Below are 23,165 nucleotides of genomic sequence, written 5' to 3' on the forward strand. Positions count from 1 at the left end.
AGGCCACAGATACGCAAACATGACATTTTACCAGGGTGCGGAACTGGCGGAAGTGTACGACGAAGCGCTCGACGAGGGGTTCGGTCTGATTGCGAGCAACATTGCAGAGCCAAACATTATGATGGGGTTGATGAAAGGCGCCGAGCGGGCTGACTCGGATCTGCTCATCCAGATGAGCAACGGCGCCTGTACGTTCGCCGGCAACGGCGACGCGATCGATGGGCTGCAGGCGATGGGGAACTACATCGAGTTGATCGCCGATCAGTACGACATCGGCGTCTTTCTGAACATGGACCACCAGACCGATCCGGATATCATCCAGCGACAGATCGATCTGGATATCCCGTCGTCGATCATGATCGACGCTTCCCACGAGAGCTTCGAGCAGAACGTCGAACAGAGCCGCCGTGTCGTCGAGATGACCGAATCTACCGACTCGGAGATTCTCGTCGAGGCCGAGCTGGGCAAAATCAAGGGTGTCGAAGACGAGATTGTCTCCGAGGAAGCCTTCTACACCGATCCCGAGCAGGCCGTCGAGTTCGTCGACCGAACGGGCTGTGACCTGCTGGCCATCTCCGTCGGCACACAGCACGGTGTCGCGAAGGGACGAAATCTGGAGATCCGGCCAGACCTCGCGGGCGACATCCGGACGGCGCTGCGGGATCACGGCCTGGATACGCCGCTGGTCTTGCACGGCGCATCCGGCCTCCAGCCCGACCAGCTCCAGAAGATGCTCCAGAACGGGATCTGCAAGGTGAACAAAGATACCCGATACCAGTACGAGTACACGCGGACGGCGTACGATCTCTACCGGGACAACGACGAGGCGATCGTCCCCTCGGAGAGCACGGACGACGACCGTGAGACCTTCTTCAACAACGTCGAGTGGTCGCCGAACAAGGATTACTTCGATCCGCGTGTCGTCGGCCGTGATATCCGGGAGCGAATCGCCGACGTCTACGAGGATCTGGCGAACGTGGCAGGCAGTGCCGGCCGAAGCCAGCTCGACTAGTTGCCGAGACTCGCTTCGATGCGGTCGATTATCTCTTCGTTGCCAAGGAACGTCTGTGTCCTGGCGTGGTAGCCGTCCGGTTCGACATCGAGCAGTGACTGGGTGCCGTCCGTCGAGCCACCGCCTGCGGCCTCGATGATGTAGGCCAGCGGTGCCGATTCGAAGTGGACTCTGAGTTTGCCGTCCGGGTAGCCATCGGTCGCCGGGTAGCCAAAGAGGCCACCGTACTCCATGACCTGCGAGAGATCGGCGATCGTCGCGCCGCCGTATCGGGGCTTCAGCTCACGTTCCAGTTCGTTCGCAAGAGATTCGAGTGCTTCGGAGCGCTGGCCGCGTTTCCCGGCCAGACCCAGGACGACCTGGTCGTCGGGGAGTTCGACCGTCCCCCAGCCCTCGCTGAAGCCGTCACGCAGGAGGAATCGGAGGACACTGTCGCGGTCTTCGCGTGCGACCGTCATCGTGGTGTAGGGGCCGTACAGCACCATGATCGCACCGACCAGCTCCCGTCCCGAGGCCGGCAGTGGGGCATCGTAGATGCCGACGATCGTCCCCACGGGGTTGTTCGAACGGAGGTTGGACGAGCCGTCGAGTGGATCGATCGCGATGGTGTACCCATCACCACAGTCGACTGCAGTCTCGCGTTCCTCGGTGACGTACTCCCCGACTGCGTCCAGATCTGACAGTTTGTCGAAAAAGAGTTTGTCGGCCCAGACGTCCGCGTCGATCTGTTCCTCGCCCGACGGGTTCGTCCCGCCTTCGGCCCCAGCGTGGCTGGCGAGATTTTCGCTGACGTAGTTCGCTGTCGTCTGTACCGCACCGACGATGCTGTCGAGTGAACTCATCGGTCCCACCTCGAACGATTGCAGTATCGAAACTCCATACTCCATATCCATCTGCGGCCGGCATTATACTATTGATCTGCTTCATCTGTGACATGTGAACGGCTCACGATCACTATTCCAGTCAGATACATCAGTTTGCCCCGCCGAACACAGGTATGGAGTGTGCCAAAGACGACTGTAACGACGATGCAACCTTCGAACTCCACATCCCCTGGAAAGCAAACGAGTTCGTCTGTGCTGGACACGCGCGGGTTGCGTCACGGCAGGAAGGCGTCGTCGCTGATCCACTCGATACGGCGGACGAGGACCTTCCGGACGGTGCGGCCAACCAGTGACAGTTCGCTCCGTCAGGTTCCCTCTCCGAACCGACTGCCGTACTCCGCACTGCTAACGAAGGCGGCGACTCGGACGCCGATCAGGCTGATCACGATACTCGCAAGAATGAACACAGCGAGCTGTGTTCCTGGCGCGATCGTAAAGGATTCGACGTTGGTGCTCCCGACAGCGACCGAGGGGAATCGAAGCGGTTCGGCAACCTCCGCAAGCCGCAGGAAGTAGGCCGTGAAACCACGGACAGCGAGCCCGACTGCGACAGCCACGAAGGGCAAGTTGATGTAGGCGGCACCGAGTTCGTCGTTGCGGATGAACTCGTCGAGCAGGCGGCCAGCACTCGCGATTAGCGCACCGCCAGTGAGCCAAGGCACACTCACGTGAACAAACTGCATCGCAGCGATGAGTCTCCCGGTCGAATCCGCGTCGAGCGAGGAGGAACTCAACACGCCGACGAAGATGCCGACCAGCGCCAGTCCGAGCGCGACGACGTACGTGACGAGTGAGATCTGGCCCGCATAGAGCGCTTCCCGGACGCCCTCGGAGAGATCCGCCAGTAACGAGTCGATACTTAGCCCCTTGTACAGGAGGAAGATACCGACGACAGCCGCGATCGCACCGATCGAGACCGCGATACTGTCGAAGAAGGCCAGTAACACCGGAAAGACCAGCAGTGCAACACCGACGGGGACGAGTACGGTCTTCCGGAGTTCCTCGTCGGCGAGAAACTGTTTGAGCAGGTAGTACGTCGACTCGATGTCACGGGCCTGGCGAACCACGACCCGATCGACGGCGTCGACGGGAACCCGACTCTCGACGATCGGAACGAGTCGCTCGTCCTCTGCACTATCGACGACGACGACGGCGGAATCCGGCCCGTACTCCGCGACGAGTTCTTCGACCTGTGCGGCGATCTCCCGGTCACCGCTGACACTCTCTCGTTTCGCTGTCAGCACAGCGACGATTGTGTCGTCGTCGAGATCGCGGGCCAGACGCAGCCCTTCGAGGAGACAGTTGACGCGGCTGTCTTCCGGGTCCTCGATCCCCACCGTCGTGACCAGCCGCTCGACGGCCCCACGGCCGATGATCGGCGGTGACTCGGCGGACAGTGGTGGTCCCCGGTAGAGACAGACGACGAGCGTGCTCACAAACTGACCCAGTAGGCCGGAAAATAAAAACCCACGCTACTGTTTACCGGATTGAAAGGGTAGTCACTTGCTGCGCCCCTCGGCGTTGTGGGCCTCGTCGAACAGCCGCTGGCCGGCATCCGTCTCGATTTCGAGATCGGGAACCCTCGTCGTCGACTGCGACGCTGACCATTCCGCGTCGGAGGTCAGAACGTCACTGCCGTGTGCCGTTTCGATCGGGCTGGTGTGTTCGGGCAAGACGAGATGGCGCGGTTCTACGTTCGACTCCTGCAGTGTCGGCATACATCCGGATACGAGCGACCGGAGAACATTTTATTCGCCGTCGCGCGGAGGTACCTCGAAACGCTTGTAAGCCGTGGCCCGATAGGCGATGACAATGACTGACGACGCCGACGACGTGATCAATCCCGACCCGGCTGCCAGCGACGAGCAGGGGACCGAGGGATCAGTCACCGTCGTCGGCACTGCACACGTCTCCGAACACTCCGTCGAGGAAGTCGAGGAGACGATCGAACGCGAACGACCGGACGTGGTCGCCGTCGAGCTCGACGAGACACGGTACAAACGCCTCAGGGGCGAACAGCCCGACGACATCGACGCGAAAGACCTCATCTCCGGGCGGACGATGTACCAGTTTCTGGCCTACTGGATGCTCTCGTATATCCAGGCCAGACTCGGCGACCGGTTCGACATCGAACCTGGCGCGGATATGCTGGCCGCAGTCGAATCCGCCGAAGAGCACGGCTGCGGTGTCGCACTCGTCGACCGCGACATCCAGACGACCGTCCAGCGGCTCTGGTCGGGGATGCGCTTTCGCGAAAAACTCTCTATCGTCGCCGCACTTCTGGTCGAAACTGTCGGCCCCTGGACCGCCGGTATCACGGTGGGGTTCTTCTTCGGAACGTTCGGCGCAGTTATCGCCGGCGTCCTCGCCGGGCCGTTTTTCGTTCCGGCAGGGATCGGTTCTGCAGTCGGGATTCCGCTCGTCGGTGGACTGATCGGATCTCTCGCTGGAATTCTCGACGGCCTGCTGGTAGCCTCCCTGATCGCGCTCGTAATCGGCCTCCCGATCGGAGCGCTGTTAGCCTCGTCGTCCGGTGATATCGACGAGGAGGAGCTGGATATGGAACGGCTTACCGACGGCGACGTCGTGACGGCGATGATCGAGGAGTTCCGGCGGTTCTCACCCGGTGGCGCAGCAGCGCTGATCGACGAGCGGGACGCCTTCATCGCCTACCGGTTGATCGCGCTCCGGAACGCTGGCCACGACGTCGTCGCAGTCGTGGGTGCGGGCCACCGTGCAGGAATCGAGAACTATCTGGCGAACCCGGACCAGCTCCCACCTGCGGACTCACTCGTCGGTGAGGCCGAGTCCAGCCGACTCGGATCGATTCTGTACAAAGTTCTCGGCTACGCGATGACAGTCGGCTTTTTCGTCTTCTTCATCTTGCTCGCGATGGCCGGTGTGCAGGGAGATCTGTTGCTCAGTCTGTTCGTCGCCTGGTTCCTGATCAACGGCGTCATCGCGGCGGGGCTGGCGAAAGTGGCCGGCGCCCACTGGACAAGCGCTGGCGTGGGTGGCGCCGTGGCGTGGCTGACGAGCGTGAACCCTCTGCTCGCGCCGGGCTGGTTCGCCGGCTACGTCGAACTGCGCTACATCAGCATCAACGTCTCCGATATCAGCAAACTCAACGAGATGCTCTCCGACGAGGAGACGCCGTTGCTCGAACTGGTCACAAAGATGCGCGACGAAGTCCCCACGTTCCGGCTGATTCTCATCGTCGCGATGACCAACATCGGGAGCTTCATCGCTTCGATACTGTTCGTGACGTTTTTGCTCCCGGAGTTCGCCGCCGACATCGGCGGCGTCGGCGGGCTCGGCCGCGAGATGCTTCAGGGAGCGGAAAACAGCGCGCGACTCATCTGGGATATCATCAGCTAACTAATGTTCAGACTCAACGAAATTACGTTCTACCGGGAAGAACTCCGGGATCTGGCACTCGCCTGGCTGGCGCTGGGTATCGCATTCACCTTCTTTCTAACACCGACTGGCTTCGCCCGTGAGTTTATCGCCGGCGCGCTCGATTACAGCGCCTTCGGCCAGACGTTCGTCCTGAGTATGATCACTGTCGGAACCGGATTTCTGTTACACGAACTGGCACACAAGATCGTCGCCATCCGGTTCGGACAGGTCGCCGCGTTCCGGGCCGATTACGGGATGCTCGCCTTCGCCATCGCGCTGGGGCTTGCCGGCTTCCTGTTTGCCGCGCCGGGAGCCGTGTACCACCGCGGCCGGATCACCGTCCGGGAAAACGGTCTCGTCGCCGTCGCCGGACCTGTGACCAACCTCGTGCTCGCGGTGGTGTTTTTCCTCCCCTTCCTGGTCACGACGGGGTTCCCCGCCGAAATCGCCCGGATGGGCGTCCTCGTGAATCTGTTTCTGGCAGCGTTCAACATGGTGCCGTTCGGACCGCTCGACGGGAACACCGTCAAAGAGTGGAGTTTCGGCGTCTTCGCGGTCGTTATCGGAGTTTCCGGGCTGGCACTGGCTGGCTTTTTGCTCCTCTTCTAGACCTCGGGTTCCAGTTCGAGTGCCTCCTCTTTGAGCCGTCGACACCGATCGGAGTCGACCCGCAAATCCGGGACCTCCGTCGGACTGCCCGACTCGTCGACAGCGACGAAGACGAAGTAGGAGTCGGTCGTCTGCTCCCGTTCCCCGGTGCGTGGAGATTCTCGGAACGCCCGAAGCCGTACCCTGACACTTGTCTTCCCGGATCTGTACGCGTAGGATTCGATGATACAGGTATCTCCCTGCGGGACCGGGCGCACGAAGTTCAGACTGCTTATTTTGGCGGTCACACAGGTCTCGCCGGCGTGACGCATCGCCGACATCGCACCGACCTCGTCCATCCACTTCACGATGTTACCCCCGTGGGCTGACTCGTAGTTGTTGGTGTGTGTCGGCTGGACGCGCTGGCGGTTCTCGATGTAGGTGTCGTCTATCGATGCCATACCGGGTTATGCGGGTGAGGCGACAAAGGTGCTGGTGATGTGCGGGTAATCCCGACTGTCTCGGGGTCGGCAACACAGACGACTGGATACTCATCGTCGCGACGGTCTACGTGCCGGGATGTTTTTGTCTGCGGCGCGACTACAGAGACCAGATGCCCGACGGGATTCTCGATACTATCGGACTGGCCGCGACGCTCGTCTTTGCGCTCCCGCTCGGACTCGCGGGGATCGCGTTCGTGGGACGGGGTAATCTCGCGATCGGGCTGGGCCTGATCGCCGTCGGGATCGCGATGGTGCTGTTCAAGGAGTATCTCACGACGCCGGGCGATATTCCGGGGGTGATCGCCACCAGCCTGACCAGTAAACTGGTGGGCGATCCCGACGACGAGGAGTGACCGGTAGCTGGCCGTTCCGAGGACAGCTATCCGCGCTGACCCGACGGGCTTTTTGCCGTCGCCACCGCCGACCCGAGTATGAGCGAAGAGTCCGACAACGAGGGACTGACGTACGCAGAGACGGGCGTCGATATCGACGCCAGCGAGGCCGCAACGGCAGCACTCATCGACGCCGCCGGCGAGTTCGAGGGCGATTACGCGGGGCTGGTCGACATCGGCGACCAGTATCTCGCGCTCGCGACCGACGGCGTCGGCACGAAACTGCTCGTCGCCGAAGCCATCGAGGACTACTCCACGATCGGCATCGACTGTCTGGCGATGAACGTCAACGATCTCGTCGCTCAGGGCGTCAAACCGGTCGCGTTCGTCGACTATCTCGCTGTCGAGGAACCCGACGACGCGATGGCAGAACAGATCGGTGACGGACTGCGCGCGGGTGCCAAAGAGTCGAACGTCGCGCTGGTCGGCGGCGAGACGGCAGTGCTCCCGGACGTCATCAAAGGGTTCGACATCGCGGGCGCGTGTGCCGGGCTCGCACCGAAAGATGCGATCTTCCCCGGCGAGGCAGACCCCGGGGACCTGCTCGTCGGCTGGGCCTCCAGTGGCGTCCACTCGAACGGGCTGACACTCGCCCGGGAGGCAGTCACCCGGAACCACGAGTACACCGATCCGTTCCCGCCGAATCCGGAGCGATCCATCGCCGAGGAACTGCTCGAACCGACGCGGCTGTACACCGATCTGCTCGGTCCGCTGCAAGAGGCGGGTGTCCACGGTGTGGCACATATTACCGGCGGTGGCTGGACGAATCTCACACGCCTCGGTGACCACCACTACGAGATTACGGACCCCTTCGAGGCCCAGCCAGTCTTCGAGTTTATCCAGGCGGAAGGCAACGTGAGCGACGAGGAGATGCATCGGACGTTCAACATGGGGACTGGATTCGTCGCGGCCGCGTCGCCGGAGTCCGCCGAACAACTCGCCGAAGAGGCGGACGGGCGAGTAATCGGTGAGGTAGCCGAGAGTGAGGACGGGGCTGTCGAGGTTCGCGGGCTGGAACTGTCCTGACTGCGAGAGTTGCTACTGTCTGACGAGGCGCTTATATGAGAGGCTCGTCAACAGAGTCGGTATGAACGTTGCGGCGATCGGCGTCGGCGGTGCGGGAGGGCGACTGTTGAACCAGCTTGTGCGTCGCAACGGCATCGGTTCCGGGTCACCGATCAGCTCTGCCTTCGCAGTCGACACGGATCAAGAGAGTCTCGCCAGCCTCGGAGCAGTTCCGGCCGAAAACCGCCACGCGATCGGACAGTTCGAGACCGACGGCGAGGGAACCGACGGCGACCGCGAACTCGGGCAATCCATCGTGGAAAACCAGCGCCTGGAACTGCGCCGGACCGTCGAGGACGGGATCAGGACGACAGTGGATGCAATCGTCCTCCTGGCTGGACTAGGTGGTGGGACCGGATCGGCCGTCACACCTTCGATCGCAGCAGATCTCGACGAGGTGTTCGAGCAGCCTGTCTACACCGTCTCGGTACTCCCGACAGTGGCCGAGACAGATCTGCAGGTACGGACGAACACGGCCAGCGCACTGGCGGACCTCGACGAGGCTGTCGCTGGTCAGATCACGATGGACAACGAGGCCTGGCTCTGGGGCAGCAGAACGCTCGAATCCCACGGCGAGGCCATCAATCGGGAGTTCGCCAGCCGCCTCGCCGAGCTGTTGACGATCGGTCAGGGTGGCGGCACCTCGGAAGTTGGCCAGCAGGTCGTCGACGCGAGTGACGTGATGGGGACGATCGGTGGCGGCGGTGTGGCGACGATCGGATACGCCAGTACGCCGCTGTCGAAGTGGCGGGAAGGGGGATCGTCAGTTCTCGGCTCACTCAAACGGCGACTTGCCGGGGAGCAGACGGACCCACACAGACAGGAGCAGGCGATAGCGCGGACACTCGAATGGGCGACGCGTGGAACATTGACCTTCGACTGCCCGGCAAACAGCGCCAGACGTGGGCTGGTGGCCTTTTCCGGCCCACCCGAGTGGCTCAGAGCCGACGCAATCGCGCGGGGACGTGACTGGCTCGCCAACCGAATTGGAACCGCCGAACTCCGCAGTGGTGACGACCCGGTAGCCGGCGGGTCATCGGTCGGCGTCCTGGTCGTTCTTGCCGGGATCACCGGCACAGAACGACTCCGGGAGTTCGATATCGACGAATAGTGTTCCGAACGGGCAGTAAAGCTAAATCAGAGGTACGTATATATGGCTGTAATTGGAACTACTCGATAGAACACTCGAACAACTAGTATGCTATCTGGCCACAATGCACAGCCGGTAGCGTCGCCAGCACGTGACGGCGTAGACGGGCTCGACGGGACACCGACGATCGTATCGATCAGCGATATCCACGGACTGCTCCCGGAGGCACGACGAGCCTTGCTGACGCTTTCCGATCACCCGGAGTACGACCCGGTCGTGGAATCAGGGCGACTCCGGAAACTGCAGTGGGCCGGTGGTGACGACTACGTCCTCGTGTTCAACGGTGACCTGATCGACCGTGGCGCACACAACGAGGGCGTCGTGGAACTGGTCGAACGGCTCGTCGAGCAGGCCCCACCCGGACACGTCAAGGTAACCTTCGGGAACCACGAGATGGGTGTGCTGACACCGGACGTTTTCAACTGGCACAACTGGTACTCGATGACCCGCAGTGACCGACAGCGCCAGTCCTTTATCGAAGCTGTCGCCGACGGCCACGTCGTCGCAGCCTACGAGGGGTACAACGTCACGTACGCACACGCAGGACGGAGAGAGTGCTACGACGTCCCGGAAATTAACGACGAACTGGTCGCCGGAGCGGAGCTGATCGCAGAAAGTATCGGGACTGACACGGATGCTGACGTCCAGCAAGAACTCCTGACGGCGTATCCGCGCGTGTTCGGGCTGGATGGTGAAACCGGGCGCGGCCCCGAGGCCGGGATCGCCTGGCTCGATTTCGAATACATGTCATCGGATGCGCCCAGACAGATCGTCGGTCACACACGGCAGGACAACCCGATCCGCCGGGGGAACGTCATCTGCCAGAACGTGCTCAGGAACTCCCGCCAGCGAGAGGGGGGCGAGGCAGTCCTGGTCGAGACACCGGAAACCATCGCCGCGCTTGGACGCGGCGCTGACGGCTCGGTTCAGGAACACGTCTTTTCACTTCCAGCAGAGAAATCAGCATAACCGCTCCGAGGAGTCAGGAGATGTGACGGGCGATATCCGCTTCCGTAATGATGCCGACCGTCTGGCCGTCCTCGACGACGAGGACGGCGTCGTTGTGATCGAGGTGTGCGTCGATCGCGTCGATGGTCGCGTCGGGTTCGACCGTCGTGATCGACTCGTGCATGACTTCGGCGACCGGAAGCTCACCGACGTTGTCCTCGGATCGTTGCCGGATCACCGACGTGCTGATCAGCCCCTGCGGGATCCCATCGCGGATGACCGGCAACTGTGAGTAGCTCTTCTGGTCCATCAGTTCGGTCGTCTCGTGGACGCTCGCGTCGGGTTCGACACTCACGACCGGAGAGTGCATCAGATCCGACGCGCGCAACAGCCCACCCTCGGCCTCCTGGAGGGCGTTGACGATCCGGCGAAGCGTCGAGAGTCTGGGGTCGACGTCGCCGCCCTCGATGCGCGCGATAAGTGGCTGGGAGACGTCAGCGTGCTCGGCGAGGTCGCTCTGGGTGAGCCCCAGCTCGTTTCGCCGCTCGCGTAAATCCTCTGGTGTCGGCAGATCCATACACTGCAATAACTCGAAGTAATACAAAAAACCTCCGGCGGCGGTGGGGTAGTCGTCCGTGGCCGGCAGCGACAGTCAGGAGCTCTCTTGTCTGTCGTCCTCGAACTCGATGGTATCGACGATCTTGAGCGGGACGTCACGGAGTGCGCCGCCGATATCACTCTTCGCGATCCGCTGTGCGTGCTCGACGCTCTCGGCGTTGAACACCTTCATTTCGAGGACGAGTCCCACGAGCGACGTATCCGCCGCGATGAACGCGGAGTCGAACGGTTCGCCACAGGCCGGGCAGTCGGTGAATCCGACCTCGACCTCGACGTAGTCCATCCCCTCTTCGTTGAGCCGTTTCCCCGCCTCACTGACCGCGACACCGATGGCGTCGTCCACGTTGTCGACGTCGTGTACCAACCATGCGGCTTCCAACACAACACGATAGTTCATACGTACATACAACCACTCACCCTACTCGTCTTTTTTGATTTCCATCCGAGTGGTCGCCGAACAGACAGGCGCACGTAACCCAAACCATCCTCATAAGTTATGGGCATCTGGAGGCTGGCTTTTCCCTCGATTACACGGAGTGATAGAGAAGTGGGACATACTGGCATTTTAAATCATTAAAGATCTGGAAAATCGCAAGACTGCAGTCGAATCTCTTGTCGAACAGTGGGGTGAAGACTTATATAGATAGAGTGGCCAGAAACGGATGAAATACGATGGAACGGATCACCCGTACCACGCTGCTGGTCATGTACCAGCTAAGCCTGATCGCCGGAATCGCACTGTTGCCGATCGCACTGCTGACGGAACGACTCGGGGTTCGACTTCCGATCGACCAGGCCATCATGGGGCTCAAGGAGAGCTACGAGCAGCGAAAATCGGCCTGACAGAAACCAGATAGTCGTGTTGGACAGAACTGCTGTCGCGAACGTGAGGTTTTGAACAGGTACTTTCTTACGTAACGACCCGGTAGCGGTAGATAATGGAACCATCATTCGGCTCCCAGTTTTCGATCGGACAGCACGCCGGACGGCTGGAGACGGGCCCGTACGAACCCGAACTAGGGTCGCTCCCGAACGGCGACAGCGACGAGGAGACAGTAAACAAGACGGGGACGACGACCATCGGGATCGCGACAGAGAACGGGGTCGTCATCGCGACGGACATGCGCGCCAGCCTGGGTGGCCGGTTCGTCTCGAACAAGAACGTCCAGAAAGTCGAACAGATTCACCCGACTGCGGCGCTGACACTCGTCGGCTCTGTCGGCGGCGCCCAGTCCTTTATCCGGACACTCCGCGCCGAAGTCAATCTGTACGAGGCACGCCGGGGGAACGATATGAGTATGCAGGCGCTGTCGACGCTCGCTGGCAACTTCGCTCGCGGGGGGCCGTTTCTGGCGATCAACCCGATTCTCGGCGGCGTCGACGAAGAGGGGAGCCACGTCTACAGCATCGATCCAGCGGGCGGTGTGATGGAAGACGACTACACGGTCACAGGCTCCGGACTGACCGTCGCCTACGGGACACTCGAAGATAGATACGAGCCGGATCTCTCGATCGATGAGGCTCGAAGTGTGGCAGCTGCCGGCGTCGAAGCCGCCGCAGAGCGTGATACCGGCTCCGGTAACGGCGTCTACATCGCCGAAGTGACCGAGGAAGGCGTCGACATCGACGACTACGACCTCGGCGAAATCGAGATCTGATCGCGGGCTATTCCGTGTAACTCTCCGCCCCAGATATCAGAAATCCGGTCATCGCAGTGAGGATTGCGATACTGCCGACGGCAAAGACGGCGATCTGAAATATCTGGCCACTGAGAGTCTGTGCTGCCGTCAGAACGAACAGCCCAGTCACGAAGACGATCAACACCAGCAACCGAATGAATCGGGCGAGGTCGAAGCCGTTACTCGCCACGGGATCTCACCACGTGAATGATGCCCTTGTAGTCAGGATTACCGAGCGAGTGGATCGACTGACAGATCCACATCCCCGCCGTGAAGTTCAGCAGTGCAACGAAAGAGAGGCGTCCGACCTCTCCGTCGACGAAAAATGCCGAAATAACCGCACCAATCAGTCCGAGCGCCATTATCACGTGAGTAATCAACGACCGATTGCCAAATGGCTGCAACTGCCGAACGACTCCTGAGACCATGGAATATTACAGGGTCGTAGACATTTAATTAAGGACATCATACCCTTGGTCAGACGGGAGTCAGCCAGCGGGCTGACGAAGATTGATACGGCTCGAACGGTGACGGGGTGTATGGAAGAGCTTACGTTCCGTCTCCCGGCCGAGACGAAGGCATCACTGCAGGCCGAGGCGACGGATCGAGGCGTCACACTGGGTGAGCATCTCCGGGACATTATCGAGACCTACCGGGGGCAGACACACCAGAACCGCCCGTCGGTCGACATCGAGTACGCCCACTCTGTCGACAGACCGATAGCGACGACCGACACCAGCCACGACGGTCGTTCTGACAGCGAAGAAATCGGCTCTTTTAGCTACGGTTCGCGGTCGATATTCTCCTGAACCCAGCTCGGCCTATTCGGCGCGCTCTGCCAGCACGATCAGTGCCTCGCTGTCTTCGACTGCACGGGGAGACACCTCGGTTCTGCCGTCGAATCGAACGATATCACCGGCCTCGAAACTGAACATCTCGTCGTCGAGTGTCAGATTCAGCTGGCCGCTTCGGACGTAGATAACGATCTGTTTCTCCGGGTGCGTATGTGGATCGACCTGTTCGCCGGCATCGAGCTGGAGTCGGATGACTGCGGGGTCGCCAGCCTCGAACGGGCGGGCGTGTGGCGTTGCCGTCAACTCGTCGAGTGAGTTCGTTTCGACCATCTTACTCTGTGGGCTCCTGCAGTGGTTCGTTTGTCGAGGACATTGCACTCGAAGTAGCTCTGTCCCGCCAGGGGGATGAGAGTTGCACCGAATATATTCGACTGTCACTCACCGTCGGTTCGAAGTCTGATCCTTTTTATTCGTGGCGGCCCAGTGATAATACGATGGTATCAGAAAACGATTCCGCACCGACTTTTACCGCGAAATTCGGAACGAGTGATCACGAACCGTTTGATCTCGAAGAGGAACTCGGCGACGGTCCTGTCGTCCTTGCCTTCTTCCCGGGCGCCTTCACACCACCATGTAGCAACGAGATGATCGCGCTGCAGGATCACCTCGGCGATTTCGAGGCTGCCGGCGCGAAACTGTTCGGCATCAGCGCAGACTCCCCGTTCTCACAGGGTGCCTTCCGCGAGGAACACGGCATCGAGTTCGACCTGGTCAGCGACATGGACGGCGATACGATCCGAGCGTACGATCTTGAAATGGAGATCCCAGATCTCGGCCTCTACGGCATCGCAAACCGCGCAGTGTTCGTCCTCGACGAAGATGGCACAGTCACGTACAAGTGGGTCGCGGACGATCCGACCAACGAACCCGACTACGACGAACTGCTCCACGCCGTCGAGAGCGCATAGACGGAACCTCCCGTCGATTTTTTGCGGTGGGCTAAAATACCGCGGGCCGGTAGCAGACGCATGGAGTTGTTCGGGACCGCAGGGATACGCGGACCAGTTACGAATATCACGCCAGAGCTCGCGATGGCCGTGGGACGAGCGGTGGCCAGGCGGCTACAGGACGGCGAGACGGAGTCGGTGGTTATCGCGCGCGACGGGCGCGAAACGGGGGAGACACTCGCCAGTGCGATCGAAGCCGGGGTGACCAGCGGCGGGCTGACCGTCCACCGCGCTGGGCAGCTCCCGACGCCGGGACTTGCCTACGCCTCACAGGGGCGTCACGGGATCATGCTCACTGCGAGTCACAACCCCCCGACGGACAACGGGATCAAACTGTTCGCCGACGGCAGCGAGTACGATTCGGCGGCCGAAGCGGAAATCGAAGCACTCGTCGAAGACCACCAATCGGCGACGAAGTGGGACCACTGGGGAACCACCGAGGACCTCTCGGTGCTCGATTCGTATCTGGACGCTGTGACAGAGTACGCGAGCGGCTACGGCGCAAATCTGGACGGGATCGAGGTCGCCGTCGACTGCGGGACTGGGATGGCGAGTATCGCGACGCCAGAGGTACTGGAGAATCTCGGTGCGGAGACGCGGGCTTTGAACGCGAACGTCGACGGCCATTTCACCGCCCGCGAGAGCAAACCGACGGCCGAGACACTGACCACGCTCCGATCGTTCGTCGCAGGGGGAGCAGTGCTGGGGATCGGTCACGACGGCGACGCCGACCGGATCGTCATCGTCGACAGCGAGGGTGAGGTCGTCCACGAGGACACCGTACTCGCGATTTTCGCAGAACACTACGTCCGGGAAAGTGAGGCTGGTGATCCGGTCGTTCTGACGACACCGAACGCATCTGGACGGATCGACGAACGGGTCGAGGTCGCAGGCGGCCGTGTCGAACGAACCAGTCTCGGGACCCTCCACGAGGGAATCGCGGCTGTCAGAGACGACGGAAGCGCGGAGACAGAACTCGTCTTCGCAGCCGAACCCTGGAAACACATTCACCCGGCGTTCGGCGAGTGGATCGACGGCATCGCGTCCGCAGCGGTCTTTTCGCGGCTCGTCGCCAGCGAGGGACTCGATACGCTTCGGGAGCCAGTCTCCGAACGGCCCTATCGGAAGGAGAGTGTCCCGTGTCCGGACGAGCAGAAAGCGGCCGCGATGGCCCGACTCCAGACGACACTTCCGGAGACGTTTCCGGAGGCGAGCGTCGACACCGAGTACGGCATCCGTCTGGATCTGGCCGGCGGTGCCTGGACACTGGTCCGACCGAGCGGCACCGAGCCGTACATCCGGATCTACGCCGAGAGCGAAGACGTGGAGCAACTGGTCGAGACGGTCCGCAACGCTGTCGAAAACGCGATCGAGTGAGCAACCGTTTGGTTTACTCGTATTCGATCCGACAAGTGGATCGAAGGGCTGTGACCGTCAGGGCTCCACCTCTTTCGGCAGCGAAATCTCGATACAGGTCCCTGTTGTGGCCCCCTTCGCCCGAATGTCGCCACCTACGCTTTCGACGACCCAGTGGACGAGCCACAGCCCCAGCCCGCTGCCGTGGATCAGCGGTGATTCCTCGCCAGAGAGGAGGATGGCCCGTTCCTGCTCGGGAAGGCCTGGGCCATCGTCCGAGATCTGTATCGTGACCGCATCTGCCCGCTCCGCGACTGTGAGTGTGACCGTCGGTGCCTCTCCACCGTGTTTTGCGGCGTTGTCTGCAAGCTCCCACACCGCTGTTTCGAGACGTGGGGCAGTCTCCGTCACCACCTGCGGTGGGGCCTCGGTCGAGACAGATGCCCCGGGATATCGTTGTTCGATCTGTGAGCCGGCACGCTGGACGATGGGAACGATATCTTTCGACGACATCGTCGGTGGACTCTGAATCGTTTCCTCTAGTTCACGAGCAGTTTCACTAAGAGCGATCAGTCGTTCACTCGTTTCGACGATTCGGGTAGCGAACTCTTCGTTTTCCCCCTTGACCCGCCGCTGCAACGTCTCCGCAAACCCCTGCACGACAGTAATGTCGTTTCGCAGATTGTGTCGAAGTACCCGGTTTAACACCTTGATCAGCCGCTGGCGACGGAACCGATCGGTTGCATCCCGGACGGTTCCCTGTGCCGCCACGATCTGGTCGGGTGTCCGTCGGTCGGCGTCGTCGTCGTAGATCGGTACGACCCGAACGTCGATGAACACCCGTGAGCCATGTTTGTGTTTCAGTGGCAGATACTGTTGTTCGATCGTCTCTCCGTTCAAGACCTGTTCGAACAGATCGACTGCCAGTGCTGTCGTCTCGTCGTCCGGAACCAGATCGGTAAACGACTCGTCGAGAAACAGTTCCCGTTCGTATCCGAGGAGTTCTTCGAACGACGGTGAGAGGAAGGTGAACCGACCGCTGGTATCGATCCGGAACACCAGATCGAAGCTCGATTCGACGATCGCGTTGTATATCTCACGCTGTTCGTCAAGTTTCGATTCGCGGTTTTCGAGTTCCCGCTCGTACTCGCGTTGCTGGACAGCCTGCCCGATGAGGCCCGCAAGGAGTTCGACAAAGTATTCCTCCGGATCGCTGAAGGCTTTCTCCCGACTGCTATAATCGGCGAAACAGACCGTGCCGTAGGTTTCGTCGTCGACGACAACTCTGGCACCGATGTACGCCCCGAGACGGAAATTGTCGATCGCACGCTGGGAGATTACCGACGCATCTCTGACATCCTGTACCGAGAGTGCGTTGTCGATTTCGACTGTCCGATAACAGTAGGCCTCTTCGAGTGGACAGCGCTTGCCGGGTTGAATCCGGGGGCTGTCACCAACAGCCTGGACGATCTCCTGTGTCCCTCCGTCGATCCGTGTAAAAAAGGCGACCGGCAGATCGAGATAGTCGGACCCGAGAGTGAGTGCCCGCTCGATCGTCTCGGAGAACTCTGTCTCGGGTCGAGAAAAGATATCGTACAGTTGCTCTCGATACCTCCGATCTCTCATTACAGGCTACTAATGTGGGCGGCGTTTATTTTAGTGCTGCCTCCTGAAAGTGAGACTACTATTCGCGGCTAAACTCCGGATCGATCATCTGAGCGGACATCGGTACTATTTCGACTTGCTCTCGTTCTGATATATAGTTCACCGGAATCAAGGAAATGACGCAAAAACAGTTGAAGTAGGAGACTCAGAATTGCTCGTCGAGTGCTGCTGGGTCGATCTCGCCACCGTCATCCCCGAAGAGTGATTTTGGAATCATCGCGTGAATCCCTTCGTTTCCATCGACAACCTGCGAGATATTGAAATCAATAGCCATGCTCCCCAGCCGGTAGGCATCAGCAGGGCTGAGGCCTTTTTGTCCTACCAGAAACGAAATTGTCTCTCTGACCGCGTGTTTCATCGCATCGTCTAAGTCCTGATTGATACCCATCGTGATGTAGTGGCTGTCGGTTTCGGCGACGGGCCAATCGAGTCGTCCGTCCGTCTTGTGGAGCGTAAAATTGAACGTCCCAGTCATCGACGTCTCTGCAGCTGTGACACATATCTCGCCGTTACCCTGAGCGGCGTGGCCATCACCCGCCCAAAACAGTGCACCTTCCGTGTTCACTGGGAAATAAATCGAGGTTCCGACACCGAGCTGGCGCAGATCCATGTTCCCACCGAAGTAATCCGGCGGACCGGTACTTACTCGGCCCGTCGAGGCCGGCGGACTGACTGCCATTATCCCGAAGAAGGGATCAAGTGGAAATTCAATATCCTCGTTGAAGTGGGCTGTTTCGGTCTCCAGATCGAACGGCACTGCATGTGTTTCAGACCACGGGAACTCCTCCGGTAGGGCCCCCGCATTCGGAGCAAACAAGTTGATTCCGTATGGTGCTCTGAGTTCGATATCACTGACGTGAACTTCGAGTATATCGCCCGGCTCTGCATCGTTTACGTAGATTGGGCCAGTGACAACGTGTGGACCGGGGCCAGTGTAGGGCACTTCTTCTTTGACAGTCAGTTCGTCCTCAAGTATATCCTCTTCTGCGATCCCCTCACTCAGGAGGAATTCTTCGTGGTTGTCGCGAGGGATCGTCACTGTTTCCATCGTCACAGTATCTCCAGACTCTATTTCGAGGACAGGTTCGCGCGATGGATCGAATCCTCCCCAATCTACTGTCTCTGGGGTTGATTCTACCGTATGGCTCTCTCCGGATTCTTGCTGAGTACTACTGGATAGGAAGGCGGCACTCGGACCACTGACAGCTGTGGCGGCACCTACGATACCCGTCGCTTTCAAAACCGACCGACGTCCCACTGATGGTTCCGAATCTGATTCGGCTGATTGTGTAGCATCTATTGTATTTTCTTCCATTTAGATTGACACCAAGCGAGCATTCCAATGTCATCTATTTATAAATTATCCACTAGTACACCGTGAGATCACCAAAGTGATAAAACATTTGAAGGTATAATATTTTATTATTATACCATATTTTGTAAAATTATTAAATAACCGTTAGTGGAGTTACTCCGACCGACTGAACTCCGGATCGATCATCTGAGCGGACATCGGAACCGGATCACCCTCTGTCAGGTTGTATTTCGAGAACTCCTCGACGCCGGCCTCAGCCAGCAGTTCCTCGTCGTACACCGCGTTCCCGGTAAACTCGGCAGGATCGCGGCGCAGGATTTCGAGGACAGTATCGGAGACGATCTCTGGTGTTCGCCAGTCGTCTTCGGTCCCCATTCCGAAGTATCTGGTCGCGCGAGTGTCGATCGCGGTGACGGGCCAGAAGGCGTTACAGCCGACGTCGAAATTGCTGAGTTCGCCGGCCAGCGACATCGTCATAAAAGTCATTCCGAGTTTCGACCAGGTGTAGGGGCCGCTGCCCGGCGAGCGGTCGGTCTTGATCGGCGGTGCGTTCGTCAGCACCCAGGCATCGGCTTCGATCTCCTTGAGATGGTCGGCAAAGTAGTGGCAGACGAGATAGGTCCCGCGAGCGTTGACGTCGTTGAGCAGATCGAACCGGTTCGGCGGCAGATCTTCGATCTTTTCGGGCTGGATCGCACTCGCGTTGTTGATGACGATGTTCACCTCGCCGAAGTGATCGATCGCTTCCTCGACGGCCGACTCGACGTTTTCTTCTTCCCGGACGTTCAGCTGGATTGGAAGCGCATCGACGCCGAGTTCCTCGGCCTCGCGGGCAGTCTGCTCGATGGTCCCTTCCAGATCTTTCTCCTCGCCGTAGTCGTCGTTTTCGCTGGTCTTCCCGGTCGAGACGATGTTACAGCCCTGTTCGGCGAGTGCGAGCGCGATTGCCTTGCCAATCCCCCGCGTGGTGCCAGTAATGAACGCTGTACTGCCAGAGAGATCGGGCCTGTCCAGACTCATGTCAGCCCGATTCGGTTGCCTCCCTGATAAGCGTGAGTAAACCCCAAACGCAATCGCTGCCGTTTATTCTCCGTCGAACTCGGGTGTCTCCTTGTTGATGAACGCGTTCACGCCGGTCTCGAAATCCTCGCTCTCGAAGGCGGCCCGCAGTCCGTCGGTCTCGGCGTCGATCGCCTCGTCGAAGGAACGGTTGATCCCGCTCTGAAGGAGTTGTTTCGACTGTTTCAGGGCGACAGTCGGCCCCGTGGTGATCGTTTCGACGATCTCTCGGCATCGCTGTTCGAACTCGTCGTCCGGAAAGACACGACTCACGAGATCGAGTTCCTCCGCGCGTTCGGCGTCGATCAACTCCCCCGTGTAGACGAGATCCATCGCCTTCTTCTCGCCGACAGCACGGGGTAACAGGAAGGAGGTGCCCGAATCGACCGAGAGCCCGATCCGGCGGAAGCCGAAACTCAGCTGTGCGCGCTCGCTGGCGAGGACGACGTCACAGGCCAGCGCGAGCGATGCACCGGCCCCGAAGGCTGGGCCGTCGACTTTCGCGACGGTCGGAATCGAACACTCGTAGAGACGCTGTACGGAGCGGTTGATCGGCAGCGCGACTTCCTGGAGCAGTTCCGCCATCTCGCGGTCGTCAGAGAGCGCTTCGAGCATCGATTTGATGTCGCCGCCGGCACAGAAGTTGGCCTCCGAGCCCTGGACGACGAGACAGCGCGCGTCACTGCTTTCGGCTTCCTCGACTGCCTCGGTTATTTCTGTAGCCATCTCGAGGGTGAGAGCGTTACGCAGTGCGGGGTTCGTCAGTGTGATTGTCGCCGTCTCGTCGACCAGATCGTACTGGATCGTCTCCATATCCCAGCCTGCGCCCACTGCTACCTAAAACTGTGTGGGAATCGACCGGAAAACAGTCATCTGGACAGAGCCTGTAGCTGTGGTATGGTCGATACACTCCAGTGGCTCGCACTCGAAGTGAAGTATCTCGACCGCGCACAGTCATTTTACGAGGCGTTTCTGGAACTCGACGTCGTCCGCGAGACCGAGAGCGAGACGATCCTCGATACTGGCGGGACGGAGCTGATTCTTCGGACACCCAGTGGCGTCCCCCGTGGCGGACTCCACACGCACTACGCCTGCTTGATCCCCCGCGAGGAGTACGATAGCTGGTACAGCCGGCTGGACGACCGGTTCGATCTCGTCGAGGAAACCTTCGGCGACAGCAAATCACTGTATTTCTACGATACGGAGGGCAACTGTGTCGAACTCGGGCAGTCAGACGTGGCCGGTCCGGGCGTCGACGGGATTTTCGAGGTCGTCTTCGAGGTCGAGGACCTCGCCAGCGCGGCGTCGTTTTACGAACGGCTGGGATTCGAGACCGTCGACACTGGGCAGGACCGAAAACGCGTCAGGATGAGTTCGGGATCGTTCGATATCGAACTCTGGGAGCCACATCTCGGACTCGCCGACGCGCGTGGTGGCGTCCACGTCGACGTCGGAATCGGGACTACCGATCCCGCGGCGACAGCCCAGCGTGTCAGCGACGATGCACTGGCGACGGAGGCCATCGATGCAGGCTATCGCATCCGCGATCCGGACGGACACTATATCAGCCTCCTCGAACTGTAACTCGTGCTGGAAGCCAGCGGCTTATTAGGGGTCGCGGCGAACGGATTGCCATGGACAGTCTCAACCGGATGGCGACGGAGTTGATCGACGAGGCGATCGATTTCGCCGACGAGCTAGCGATCGAGGTACATACGCTTTCGGAGGACACCGCAGTGCTGGATTTCGGTGTCGAGAACCCCGGTGCGCTGGAGGCCGGTCTCCTGCTCACCGAGATCCAGACGGCCGGGATGGCGACGGTCCAGACACGGATGGACACAGTCGCCGGAGCACCACTTTCCCACGTCGAACTGTCGACCGACCAGCCCGCGCTCGCGTTGCTCTGTGCTGGCAAGGCCGGCTGGGAGCTGTCAGTCGATGGCTTCGAAGGACTTGGCAGCGGCCCGGCCCGCGCACTGGTCGCCGAAGAGGGGATTTTCGAGCAGATCCAGTACCACGAGGAGTCCGATTTTGCAGTGCTAGCGCTGGAATCGGAGACACTCCCCGGCGACGAAGTCGCATCGGAGGTCGCCCAGCGCGCCAACGTTCCCGAAAGCGGCGTTTTTCTGCCGAGCTACGCCTCGGCGAGTATCACCGGCAGCGTCGTCGGTGCGTCCCGTGCTGCGGAACTCGCAGTCTACCGGCTGTTCGAACTCGGCTACGATCCGATGGACGTCCTCACGGTCTCCGGGTCGGCCCCCGTCGCACCGGTCGCAGACGGCGAGCTGGCCGCGATGGCCGCGACCAACGACGCGGTCGCCTACGGCGGAGAGGTCCACCTCACCGTCGAAGAGCCCTTCGACCGCTTCGACGAGATTGCGTCGACAGCAACGGAACAGCACGGACGGCCCTTCGGGGAGATTTTCGAGGCAGTCGACTACGACTACAGCGAACTCGACCGAAGTCTGTTCGCGCCGGCATCGGTGACGATCGACGTTGTCGGTGGCGATACCCACGTCGTCGGCGAAACTGACGAAGATCTCCTTGCCGAAAGTTACGACTATTCTGCCTGACAGAGCGTTCGAGCCCGAAATTTTCTCGCCAACTACCGGTGGATTAAATACCCCACACGACAACCACAGAACAGGTAACTGTCATGTCGTGGATTGCAGAGTTTACGTTGCCAGCAGCGGATTTCCCTCTCGGAAAGGTGTTCGAAGACTGGCCCTGGCTCACGCTCGAACTCGACCGTGTCGTTCCGACCGGAGATACCGTAATGCCGTACTTCTGGGTCCATCTCAACGACAACAGTCCGAGCTTTTCCGAGATAGAAGCACTGTTCGCCGATCTTCCGGAGCTGCGGTCGGGAGAACTGATGGACGAAGTCGATGGCAAGGGGCTGTTCCGTGCATTGTGGGAACCAGAGTATATGGGTGTGATGAGTGCAATACCGAGAGCGGATCTGACTGTCGTCTCGGCGACCGGTTCGACGGACGGCTGGCTGTTCGAACTCCGTGCCGAGAGTGGTGACCAGTTCTCGGAGTTCCAGCAACTCTGCGAGGCCGACGGCATCAGTGTCGAACTCGCTCGTCTCTCCCGGCTCTCCGAAGAACAGTCCGGCTCGGAGTACGGACTCACAGACGAACAGAAGGAGGCGTTACTCGTCGCATACCGGGGCCGATACTATCACGATAGTCGACAGACGGATATGGAATCACTGGCCAGGCAACTCGATATCTCACGCCAGGCCTTTTCGGATCGACTCAAACGCGGCTACCGGAATCTCATCGAGAACACGATTATTCAGGGCGAAAAACGAGTGGAATAATAAAAGGGTTACATACGTAAGAGTGAACCATACCACTGTGGATAATAACATTAGATTATAATGAAAACAGACGAACATACTACAACGACGACGGCAGCGACGATGTACAATGTTTCTTCGAACCAGTCCACGACAGAGGCCATTATCGAGGCAGTGGCGGAGTATTCAGAGACAGCTCCGATCCCCGAGTTTACACCAACGGGGGCCTCGACTGAAGCCCTCGAACCGCTGTATCACGCCATCGATCCGGATGCACTCGAAGCATTGATCGAGCGCTCTACGCCAGAGGCGGGCCAGACGATCGAAGTCTCTTTCGATTACATGGGCTACGAGATTACTGTCTCTAACGAGGAGAATATCTGGATCAAACGGCCGGAAATCACCATCTCGTAACCAGAATCGG

The 23,165-nt window shown here is 60.0% G+C and carries 30 protein-coding genes; 17 read left to right on the top strand and 13 right to left on the bottom strand.

All coding sequences use genetic code 11. From position 1 onward, the window contains the following. The first annotated feature begins 19 nt into the window (after window positions 1–19). Window positions 20–1,012, top strand: coding sequence for a class II fructose-bisphosphate aldolase (gene fba / locus EOW68_RS03650; protein WP_128223830.1), 993 nt, complete (start codon window positions 20–22; stop codon window positions 1,010–1,012). On the opposite strand, the gene EOW68_RS03655 is transcribed toward fba, so the two are convergent. Further along, window positions 1,009–1,854, bottom strand: a complete 846-nt coding sequence (locus EOW68_RS03655; protein ID WP_128223831.1) for a class 1 fructose-bisphosphatase — start codon at window positions 1,852–1,854, stop codon at window positions 1,009–1,011. The genes fba and EOW68_RS03655 overlap by 4 nt on opposite strands. A gap of 155 nt (window positions 1,855–2,009) precedes the next feature. On the opposite strand from EOW68_RS03655, the gene EOW68_RS03660 reads away from it, so the two are divergent. Beyond that, complete coding sequence (locus EOW68_RS03660) at window positions 2,010–2,189, top strand: DUF8014 family protein (protein ID WP_128223832.1); 180 nt, start codon at window positions 2,010–2,012, stop codon at window positions 2,187–2,189. Window positions 2,190–2,201: 12 nt separating this feature from the next. On the opposite strand, the gene EOW68_RS03665 is transcribed toward EOW68_RS03660, so the two are convergent. Both EOW68_RS03665 and EOW68_RS03670 read right to left on the bottom strand, forming a co-directional pair. Further along, window positions 2,202–3,332, bottom strand: coding sequence for a DUF373 family protein (locus EOW68_RS03665; RefSeq protein WP_128223833.1), 1,131 nt, complete (start codon window positions 3,330–3,332; stop codon window positions 2,202–2,204). A 63-nt stretch (window positions 3,333–3,395) separates the two neighbouring features. Continuing rightward, entirely contained in the window at window positions 3,396–3,614 is a 219-nt protein-coding gene (locus tag EOW68_RS03670) for a hypothetical protein (protein WP_128223834.1), read from the bottom strand. A gap of 94 nt (window positions 3,615–3,708) precedes the next feature. Here EOW68_RS03670 and EOW68_RS03675 point away from each other — a divergent pair, with 94 nt between their 5' ends. After that, window positions 3,709–5,274: a TraB/GumN family protein gene (locus tag EOW68_RS03675; protein ID WP_128223835.1), complete on the top strand. Its 1,566-nt coding sequence runs from the start codon at window positions 3,709–3,711 to the stop codon at window positions 5,272–5,274. Window positions 5,275–5,277: 3 nt separating this feature from the next. Next, window positions 5,278–5,904 (top strand): zinc metalloprotease, encoded by a 627-nt coding sequence (locus EOW68_RS03680; RefSeq protein WP_128223836.1) that lies wholly within the window; start codon window positions 5,278–5,280, stop codon window positions 5,902–5,904. Here the strand turns inward: EOW68_RS03680 and EOW68_RS03685 are convergent. After that, window positions 5,901–6,344, bottom strand: coding sequence for an acyl-CoA thioesterase (locus tag EOW68_RS03685; RefSeq protein ID WP_128223837.1), 444 nt, complete (start codon window positions 6,342–6,344; stop codon window positions 5,901–5,903). The genes EOW68_RS03680 and EOW68_RS03685 overlap by 4 nt on opposite strands. A 152-nt stretch (window positions 6,345–6,496) precedes the next feature. Between EOW68_RS03685 and EOW68_RS03690 the strand changes: the two genes are divergently transcribed. The 4 genes from EOW68_RS03690 to EOW68_RS03705 all read left to right on the top strand — a co-directional run bounded on the left by EOW68_RS03690 (window position 6,497) and on the right by EOW68_RS03705 (window position 9,962). Next, window positions 6,497–6,739 carry a DUF7533 family protein gene (locus tag EOW68_RS03690; RefSeq protein ID WP_128223838.1) on the top strand — a complete coding sequence of 81 codons (243 nt, stop codon included), beginning with the start codon at window positions 6,497–6,499 and terminating at the stop codon, window positions 6,737–6,739. Window positions 6,740–6,817: 78 nt separating this feature from the next. Continuing rightward, on the top strand, window positions 6,818–7,804 hold the full coding sequence (purM, locus tag EOW68_RS03695; RefSeq protein WP_128223839.1) for a phosphoribosylformylglycinamidine cyclo-ligase: 987 nt from the start codon (window positions 6,818–6,820) through the stop codon (window positions 7,802–7,804). 61 nt (window positions 7,805–7,865) lie between these two features. After that, window positions 7,866–8,954 carry an FtsZ/tubulin family protein gene (locus tag EOW68_RS03700; RefSeq protein ID WP_128223840.1) on the top strand — a complete coding sequence of 363 codons (1,089 nt, stop codon included), beginning with the start codon at window positions 7,866–7,868 and terminating at the stop codon, window positions 8,952–8,954. A gap of 87 nt (window positions 8,955–9,041) precedes the next feature. Continuing rightward, complete coding sequence (locus EOW68_RS03705) at window positions 9,042–9,962, top strand: metallophosphoesterase family protein (protein ID WP_128223841.1); 921 nt, start codon at window positions 9,042–9,044, stop codon at window positions 9,960–9,962. Window positions 9,963–9,975: 13 nt separating this feature from the next. On the opposite strand, the gene EOW68_RS03710 is transcribed toward EOW68_RS03705, so the two are convergent. Then, the gene (locus tag EOW68_RS03710; protein WP_128223842.1) at window positions 9,976–10,518 is read right to left on the bottom strand and encodes a CBS domain-containing protein; all 543 of its coding nucleotides are present in this window, start codon (window positions 10,516–10,518) and stop codon (window positions 9,976–9,978) included. A 75-nt stretch (window positions 10,519–10,593) separates the two neighbouring features. Continuing rightward, window positions 10,594–10,956 (bottom strand): DUF555 domain-containing protein, encoded by a 363-nt coding sequence (locus EOW68_RS03715; RefSeq protein ID WP_128223843.1) that lies wholly within the window; start codon window positions 10,954–10,956, stop codon window positions 10,594–10,596. A gap of 275 nt (window positions 10,957–11,231) precedes the next feature. Between EOW68_RS03715 and EOW68_RS18430 the strand changes: the two genes are divergently transcribed. Together EOW68_RS18430 and psmB are read left to right on the top strand one after the other, a co-directional pair. After that, the gene (locus EOW68_RS18430; protein ID WP_431358727.1) at window positions 11,232–11,402 is read left to right on the top strand and encodes a hypothetical protein; all 171 of its coding nucleotides are present in this window, start codon (window positions 11,232–11,234) and stop codon (window positions 11,400–11,402) included. 95 nt (window positions 11,403–11,497) lie between these two features. Next, on the top strand, window positions 11,498–12,217 hold the full coding sequence (psmB, locus tag EOW68_RS03720) for an archaeal proteasome endopeptidase complex subunit beta (protein WP_128223844.1): 720 nt from the start codon (window positions 11,498–11,500) through the stop codon (window positions 12,215–12,217). Window positions 12,218–12,224: 7 nt separating this feature from the next. Here psmB and EOW68_RS03725 read toward each other — a convergent pair whose 3' ends face one another. Together EOW68_RS03725 and EOW68_RS03730 are read right to left on the bottom strand one after the other, a co-directional pair. Then, window positions 12,225–12,428, bottom strand: a complete 204-nt coding sequence (locus tag EOW68_RS03725) for a hypothetical protein (protein ID WP_128223845.1) — start codon at window positions 12,426–12,428, stop codon at window positions 12,225–12,227. Beyond that, window positions 12,418–12,666 carry a hypothetical protein gene (locus EOW68_RS03730; protein ID WP_128223846.1) on the bottom strand — a complete coding sequence of 83 codons (249 nt, stop codon included), beginning with the start codon at window positions 12,664–12,666 and terminating at the stop codon, window positions 12,418–12,420. Before EOW68_RS03730 ends, EOW68_RS03725 begins: the two co-directional genes overlap by 11 nt. A gap of 111 nt (window positions 12,667–12,777) precedes the next feature. Between EOW68_RS03730 and EOW68_RS03735 the strand changes: the two genes are divergently transcribed. Then, the gene (locus tag EOW68_RS03735) at window positions 12,778–13,047 is read left to right on the top strand and encodes a ribbon-helix-helix protein, CopG family (protein WP_128223847.1); all 270 of its coding nucleotides are present in this window, start codon (window positions 12,778–12,780) and stop codon (window positions 13,045–13,047) included. 12 nt (window positions 13,048–13,059) lie between these two features. On the opposite strand, the gene EOW68_RS03740 is transcribed toward EOW68_RS03735, so the two are convergent. Beyond that, entirely contained in the window at window positions 13,060–13,362 is a 303-nt protein-coding gene (locus EOW68_RS03740; RefSeq protein ID WP_128223848.1) for a cupin domain-containing protein, read from the bottom strand. A gap of 164 nt (window positions 13,363–13,526) precedes the next feature. Between EOW68_RS03740 and EOW68_RS03745 the strand changes: the two genes are divergently transcribed. Next, on the top strand, window positions 13,527–14,000 hold the full coding sequence (locus EOW68_RS03745; protein WP_128223849.1) for a redoxin domain-containing protein: 474 nt from the start codon (window positions 13,527–13,529) through the stop codon (window positions 13,998–14,000). 60 nt (window positions 14,001–14,060) lie between these two features. Beyond that, the gene (locus EOW68_RS03750; RefSeq protein ID WP_128223850.1) at window positions 14,061–15,416 is read left to right on the top strand and encodes a phosphohexomutase domain-containing protein; all 1,356 of its coding nucleotides are present in this window, start codon (window positions 14,061–14,063) and stop codon (window positions 15,414–15,416) included. 57 nt (window positions 15,417–15,473) lie between these two features. Here the strand turns inward: EOW68_RS03750 and EOW68_RS03755 are convergent, their stop codons facing one another. The 4 genes from EOW68_RS03755 to EOW68_RS03770 form a co-directional block, all read right to left on the bottom strand. Next, the gene (locus EOW68_RS03755; RefSeq protein ID WP_128223851.1) at window positions 15,474–17,021 is read right to left on the bottom strand and encodes an ATP-binding protein; all 1,548 of its coding nucleotides are present in this window, start codon (window positions 17,019–17,021) and stop codon (window positions 15,474–15,476) included. Between the two features lie 184 nt (window positions 17,022–17,205). Further along, a complete protein-coding gene (locus tag EOW68_RS03760) occupies window positions 17,206–18,108 on the bottom strand; it encodes an acetamidase/formamidase family protein (protein WP_431358728.1) in 903 nt (300 codons plus the stop codon). A gap of 420 nt (window positions 18,109–18,528) precedes the next feature. After that, on the bottom strand, window positions 18,529–19,395 hold the full coding sequence (locus EOW68_RS03765; protein ID WP_128223853.1) for an SDR family oxidoreductase: 867 nt from the start codon (window positions 19,393–19,395) through the stop codon (window positions 18,529–18,531). Between the two features lie 63 nt (window positions 19,396–19,458). Next, window positions 19,459–20,247 carry an enoyl-CoA hydratase/isomerase family protein gene (locus EOW68_RS03770; protein WP_128223854.1) on the bottom strand — a complete coding sequence of 263 codons (789 nt, stop codon included), beginning with the start codon at window positions 20,245–20,247 and terminating at the stop codon, window positions 19,459–19,461. 84 nt (window positions 20,248–20,331) lie between these two features. Here EOW68_RS03770 and EOW68_RS03775 point away from each other — a divergent pair, with 84 nt between their 5' ends. From EOW68_RS03775 to EOW68_RS03790, 4 genes are all read left to right on the top strand, one after another. After that, a complete protein-coding gene (locus EOW68_RS03775) occupies window positions 20,332–21,018 on the top strand; it encodes a VOC family protein (protein WP_128223855.1) in 687 nt (228 codons plus the stop codon). Between the two features lie 50 nt (window positions 21,019–21,068). After that, on the top strand, window positions 21,069–22,007 hold the full coding sequence (gene mch / locus EOW68_RS03780) for a methenyltetrahydromethanopterin cyclohydrolase (RefSeq protein ID WP_128223856.1): 939 nt from the start codon (window positions 21,069–21,071) through the stop codon (window positions 22,005–22,007). Window positions 22,008–22,090: 83 nt separating this feature from the next. Further along, window positions 22,091–22,762 carry a helix-turn-helix domain-containing protein gene (locus tag EOW68_RS03785; protein WP_128223857.1) on the top strand — a complete coding sequence of 224 codons (672 nt, stop codon included), beginning with the start codon at window positions 22,091–22,093 and terminating at the stop codon, window positions 22,760–22,762. Window positions 22,763–22,822: 60 nt separating this feature from the next. Continuing rightward, window positions 22,823–23,155, top strand: coding sequence for a HalOD1 output domain-containing protein (locus tag EOW68_RS03790; protein ID WP_431358729.1), 333 nt, complete (start codon window positions 22,823–22,825; stop codon window positions 23,153–23,155). The last annotated feature ends 10 nt before the right edge of the window (window positions 23,156–23,165 follow it).

Source organism: Halovenus amylolytica (assembly GCA_004015825.1).
Classification (GTDB): Archaea; Halobacteriota; Halobacteria; order Halobacteriales; family Haloarculaceae; genus Halovenus; species Halovenus amylolytica.

Bases quoted from the DNA above. Each gene is read 5' to 3' on its own strand.
- fba (WP_128223830.1), top strand. From the start codon at position 20: ATGACATTTTACCAGGGTGCGGAACTGGCGGAAGTGTACGACGAAGCG.
- EOW68_RS03655 (WP_128223831.1), bottom strand. From the start codon at position 1,854: ATGAGTTCACTCGACAGCATCGTCGGTGCGGTACAGACGACAGCGAAC.
- EOW68_RS03660 (WP_128223832.1), top strand. From the start codon at position 2,010: ATGGAGTGTGCCAAAGACGACTGTAACGACGATGCAACCTTCGAACTC.
- EOW68_RS03670 (WP_128223834.1), bottom strand. From the start codon at position 3,614: ATGCCGACACTGCAGGAGTCGAACGTAGAACCGCGCCATCTCGTCTTG.
- EOW68_RS03675 (WP_128223835.1), top strand. From the start codon at position 3,709: ATGACTGACGACGCCGACGACGTGATCAATCCCGACCCGGCTGCCAGC.
- EOW68_RS03680 (WP_128223836.1), top strand. From the start codon at position 5,278: ATGTTCAGACTCAACGAAATTACGTTCTACCGGGAAGAACTCCGGGAT.
- EOW68_RS03685 (WP_128223837.1), bottom strand. From the start codon at position 6,344: ATGGCATCGATAGACGACACCTACATCGAGAACCGCCAGCGCGTCCAG.
- EOW68_RS03690 (WP_128223838.1), top strand. From the start codon at position 6,497: ATGCCCGACGGGATTCTCGATACTATCGGACTGGCCGCGACGCTCGTC.
- purM (WP_128223839.1), top strand. From the start codon at position 6,818: ATGAGCGAAGAGTCCGACAACGAGGGACTGACGTACGCAGAGACGGGC.
- EOW68_RS03700 (WP_128223840.1), top strand. From the start codon at position 7,866: ATGAACGTTGCGGCGATCGGCGTCGGCGGTGCGGGAGGGCGACTGTTG.
- EOW68_RS03705 (WP_128223841.1), top strand. From the start codon at position 9,042: ATGCTATCTGGCCACAATGCACAGCCGGTAGCGTCGCCAGCACGTGAC.
- EOW68_RS03710 (WP_128223842.1), bottom strand. From the start codon at position 10,518: ATGGATCTGCCGACACCAGAGGATTTACGCGAGCGGCGAAACGAGCTG.
- EOW68_RS03715 (WP_128223843.1), bottom strand. From the start codon at position 10,956: ATGAACTATCGTGTTGTGTTGGAAGCCGCATGGTTGGTACACGACGTC.
- EOW68_RS18430 (WP_431358727.1), top strand. From the start codon at position 11,232: ATGGAACGGATCACCCGTACCACGCTGCTGGTCATGTACCAGCTAAGC.
- psmB (WP_128223844.1), top strand. From the start codon at position 11,498: ATGGAACCATCATTCGGCTCCCAGTTTTCGATCGGACAGCACGCCGGA.
- EOW68_RS03730 (WP_128223846.1), bottom strand. From the start codon at position 12,666: ATGGTCTCAGGAGTCGTTCGGCAGTTGCAGCCATTTGGCAATCGGTCG.
- EOW68_RS03735 (WP_128223847.1), top strand. From the start codon at position 12,778: ATGGAAGAGCTTACGTTCCGTCTCCCGGCCGAGACGAAGGCATCACTG.
- EOW68_RS03740 (WP_128223848.1), bottom strand. From the start codon at position 13,362: ATGGTCGAAACGAACTCACTCGACGAGTTGACGGCAACGCCACACGCC.
- EOW68_RS03745 (WP_128223849.1), top strand. From the start codon at position 13,527: ATGGTATCAGAAAACGATTCCGCACCGACTTTTACCGCGAAATTCGGA.
- EOW68_RS03750 (WP_128223850.1), top strand. From the start codon at position 14,061: ATGGAGTTGTTCGGGACCGCAGGGATACGCGGACCAGTTACGAATATC.
- EOW68_RS03755 (WP_128223851.1), bottom strand. From the start codon at position 17,021: ATGAGAGATCGGAGGTATCGAGAGCAACTGTACGATATCTTTTCTCGA.
- EOW68_RS03760 (WP_431358728.1), bottom strand. From the start codon at position 18,108: ATGGAAACAGTGACGATCCCTCGCGACAACCACGAAGAATTCCTCCTG.
- EOW68_RS03765 (WP_128223853.1), bottom strand. From the start codon at position 19,395: ATGAGTCTGGACAGGCCCGATCTCTCTGGCAGTACAGCGTTCATTACT.
- EOW68_RS03770 (WP_128223854.1), bottom strand. From the start codon at position 20,247: ATGGAGACGATCCAGTACGATCTGGTCGACGAGACGGCGACAATCACA.
- EOW68_RS03775 (WP_128223855.1), top strand. From the start codon at position 20,332: ATGGTCGATACACTCCAGTGGCTCGCACTCGAAGTGAAGTATCTCGAC.
- mch (WP_128223856.1), top strand. From the start codon at position 21,069: ATGGACAGTCTCAACCGGATGGCGACGGAGTTGATCGACGAGGCGATC.
- EOW68_RS03785 (WP_128223857.1), top strand. From the start codon at position 22,091: ATGTCGTGGATTGCAGAGTTTACGTTGCCAGCAGCGGATTTCCCTCTC.
- EOW68_RS03790 (WP_431358729.1), top strand. From the start codon at position 22,823: ATGAAAACAGACGAACATACTACAACGACGACGGCAGCGACGATGTAC.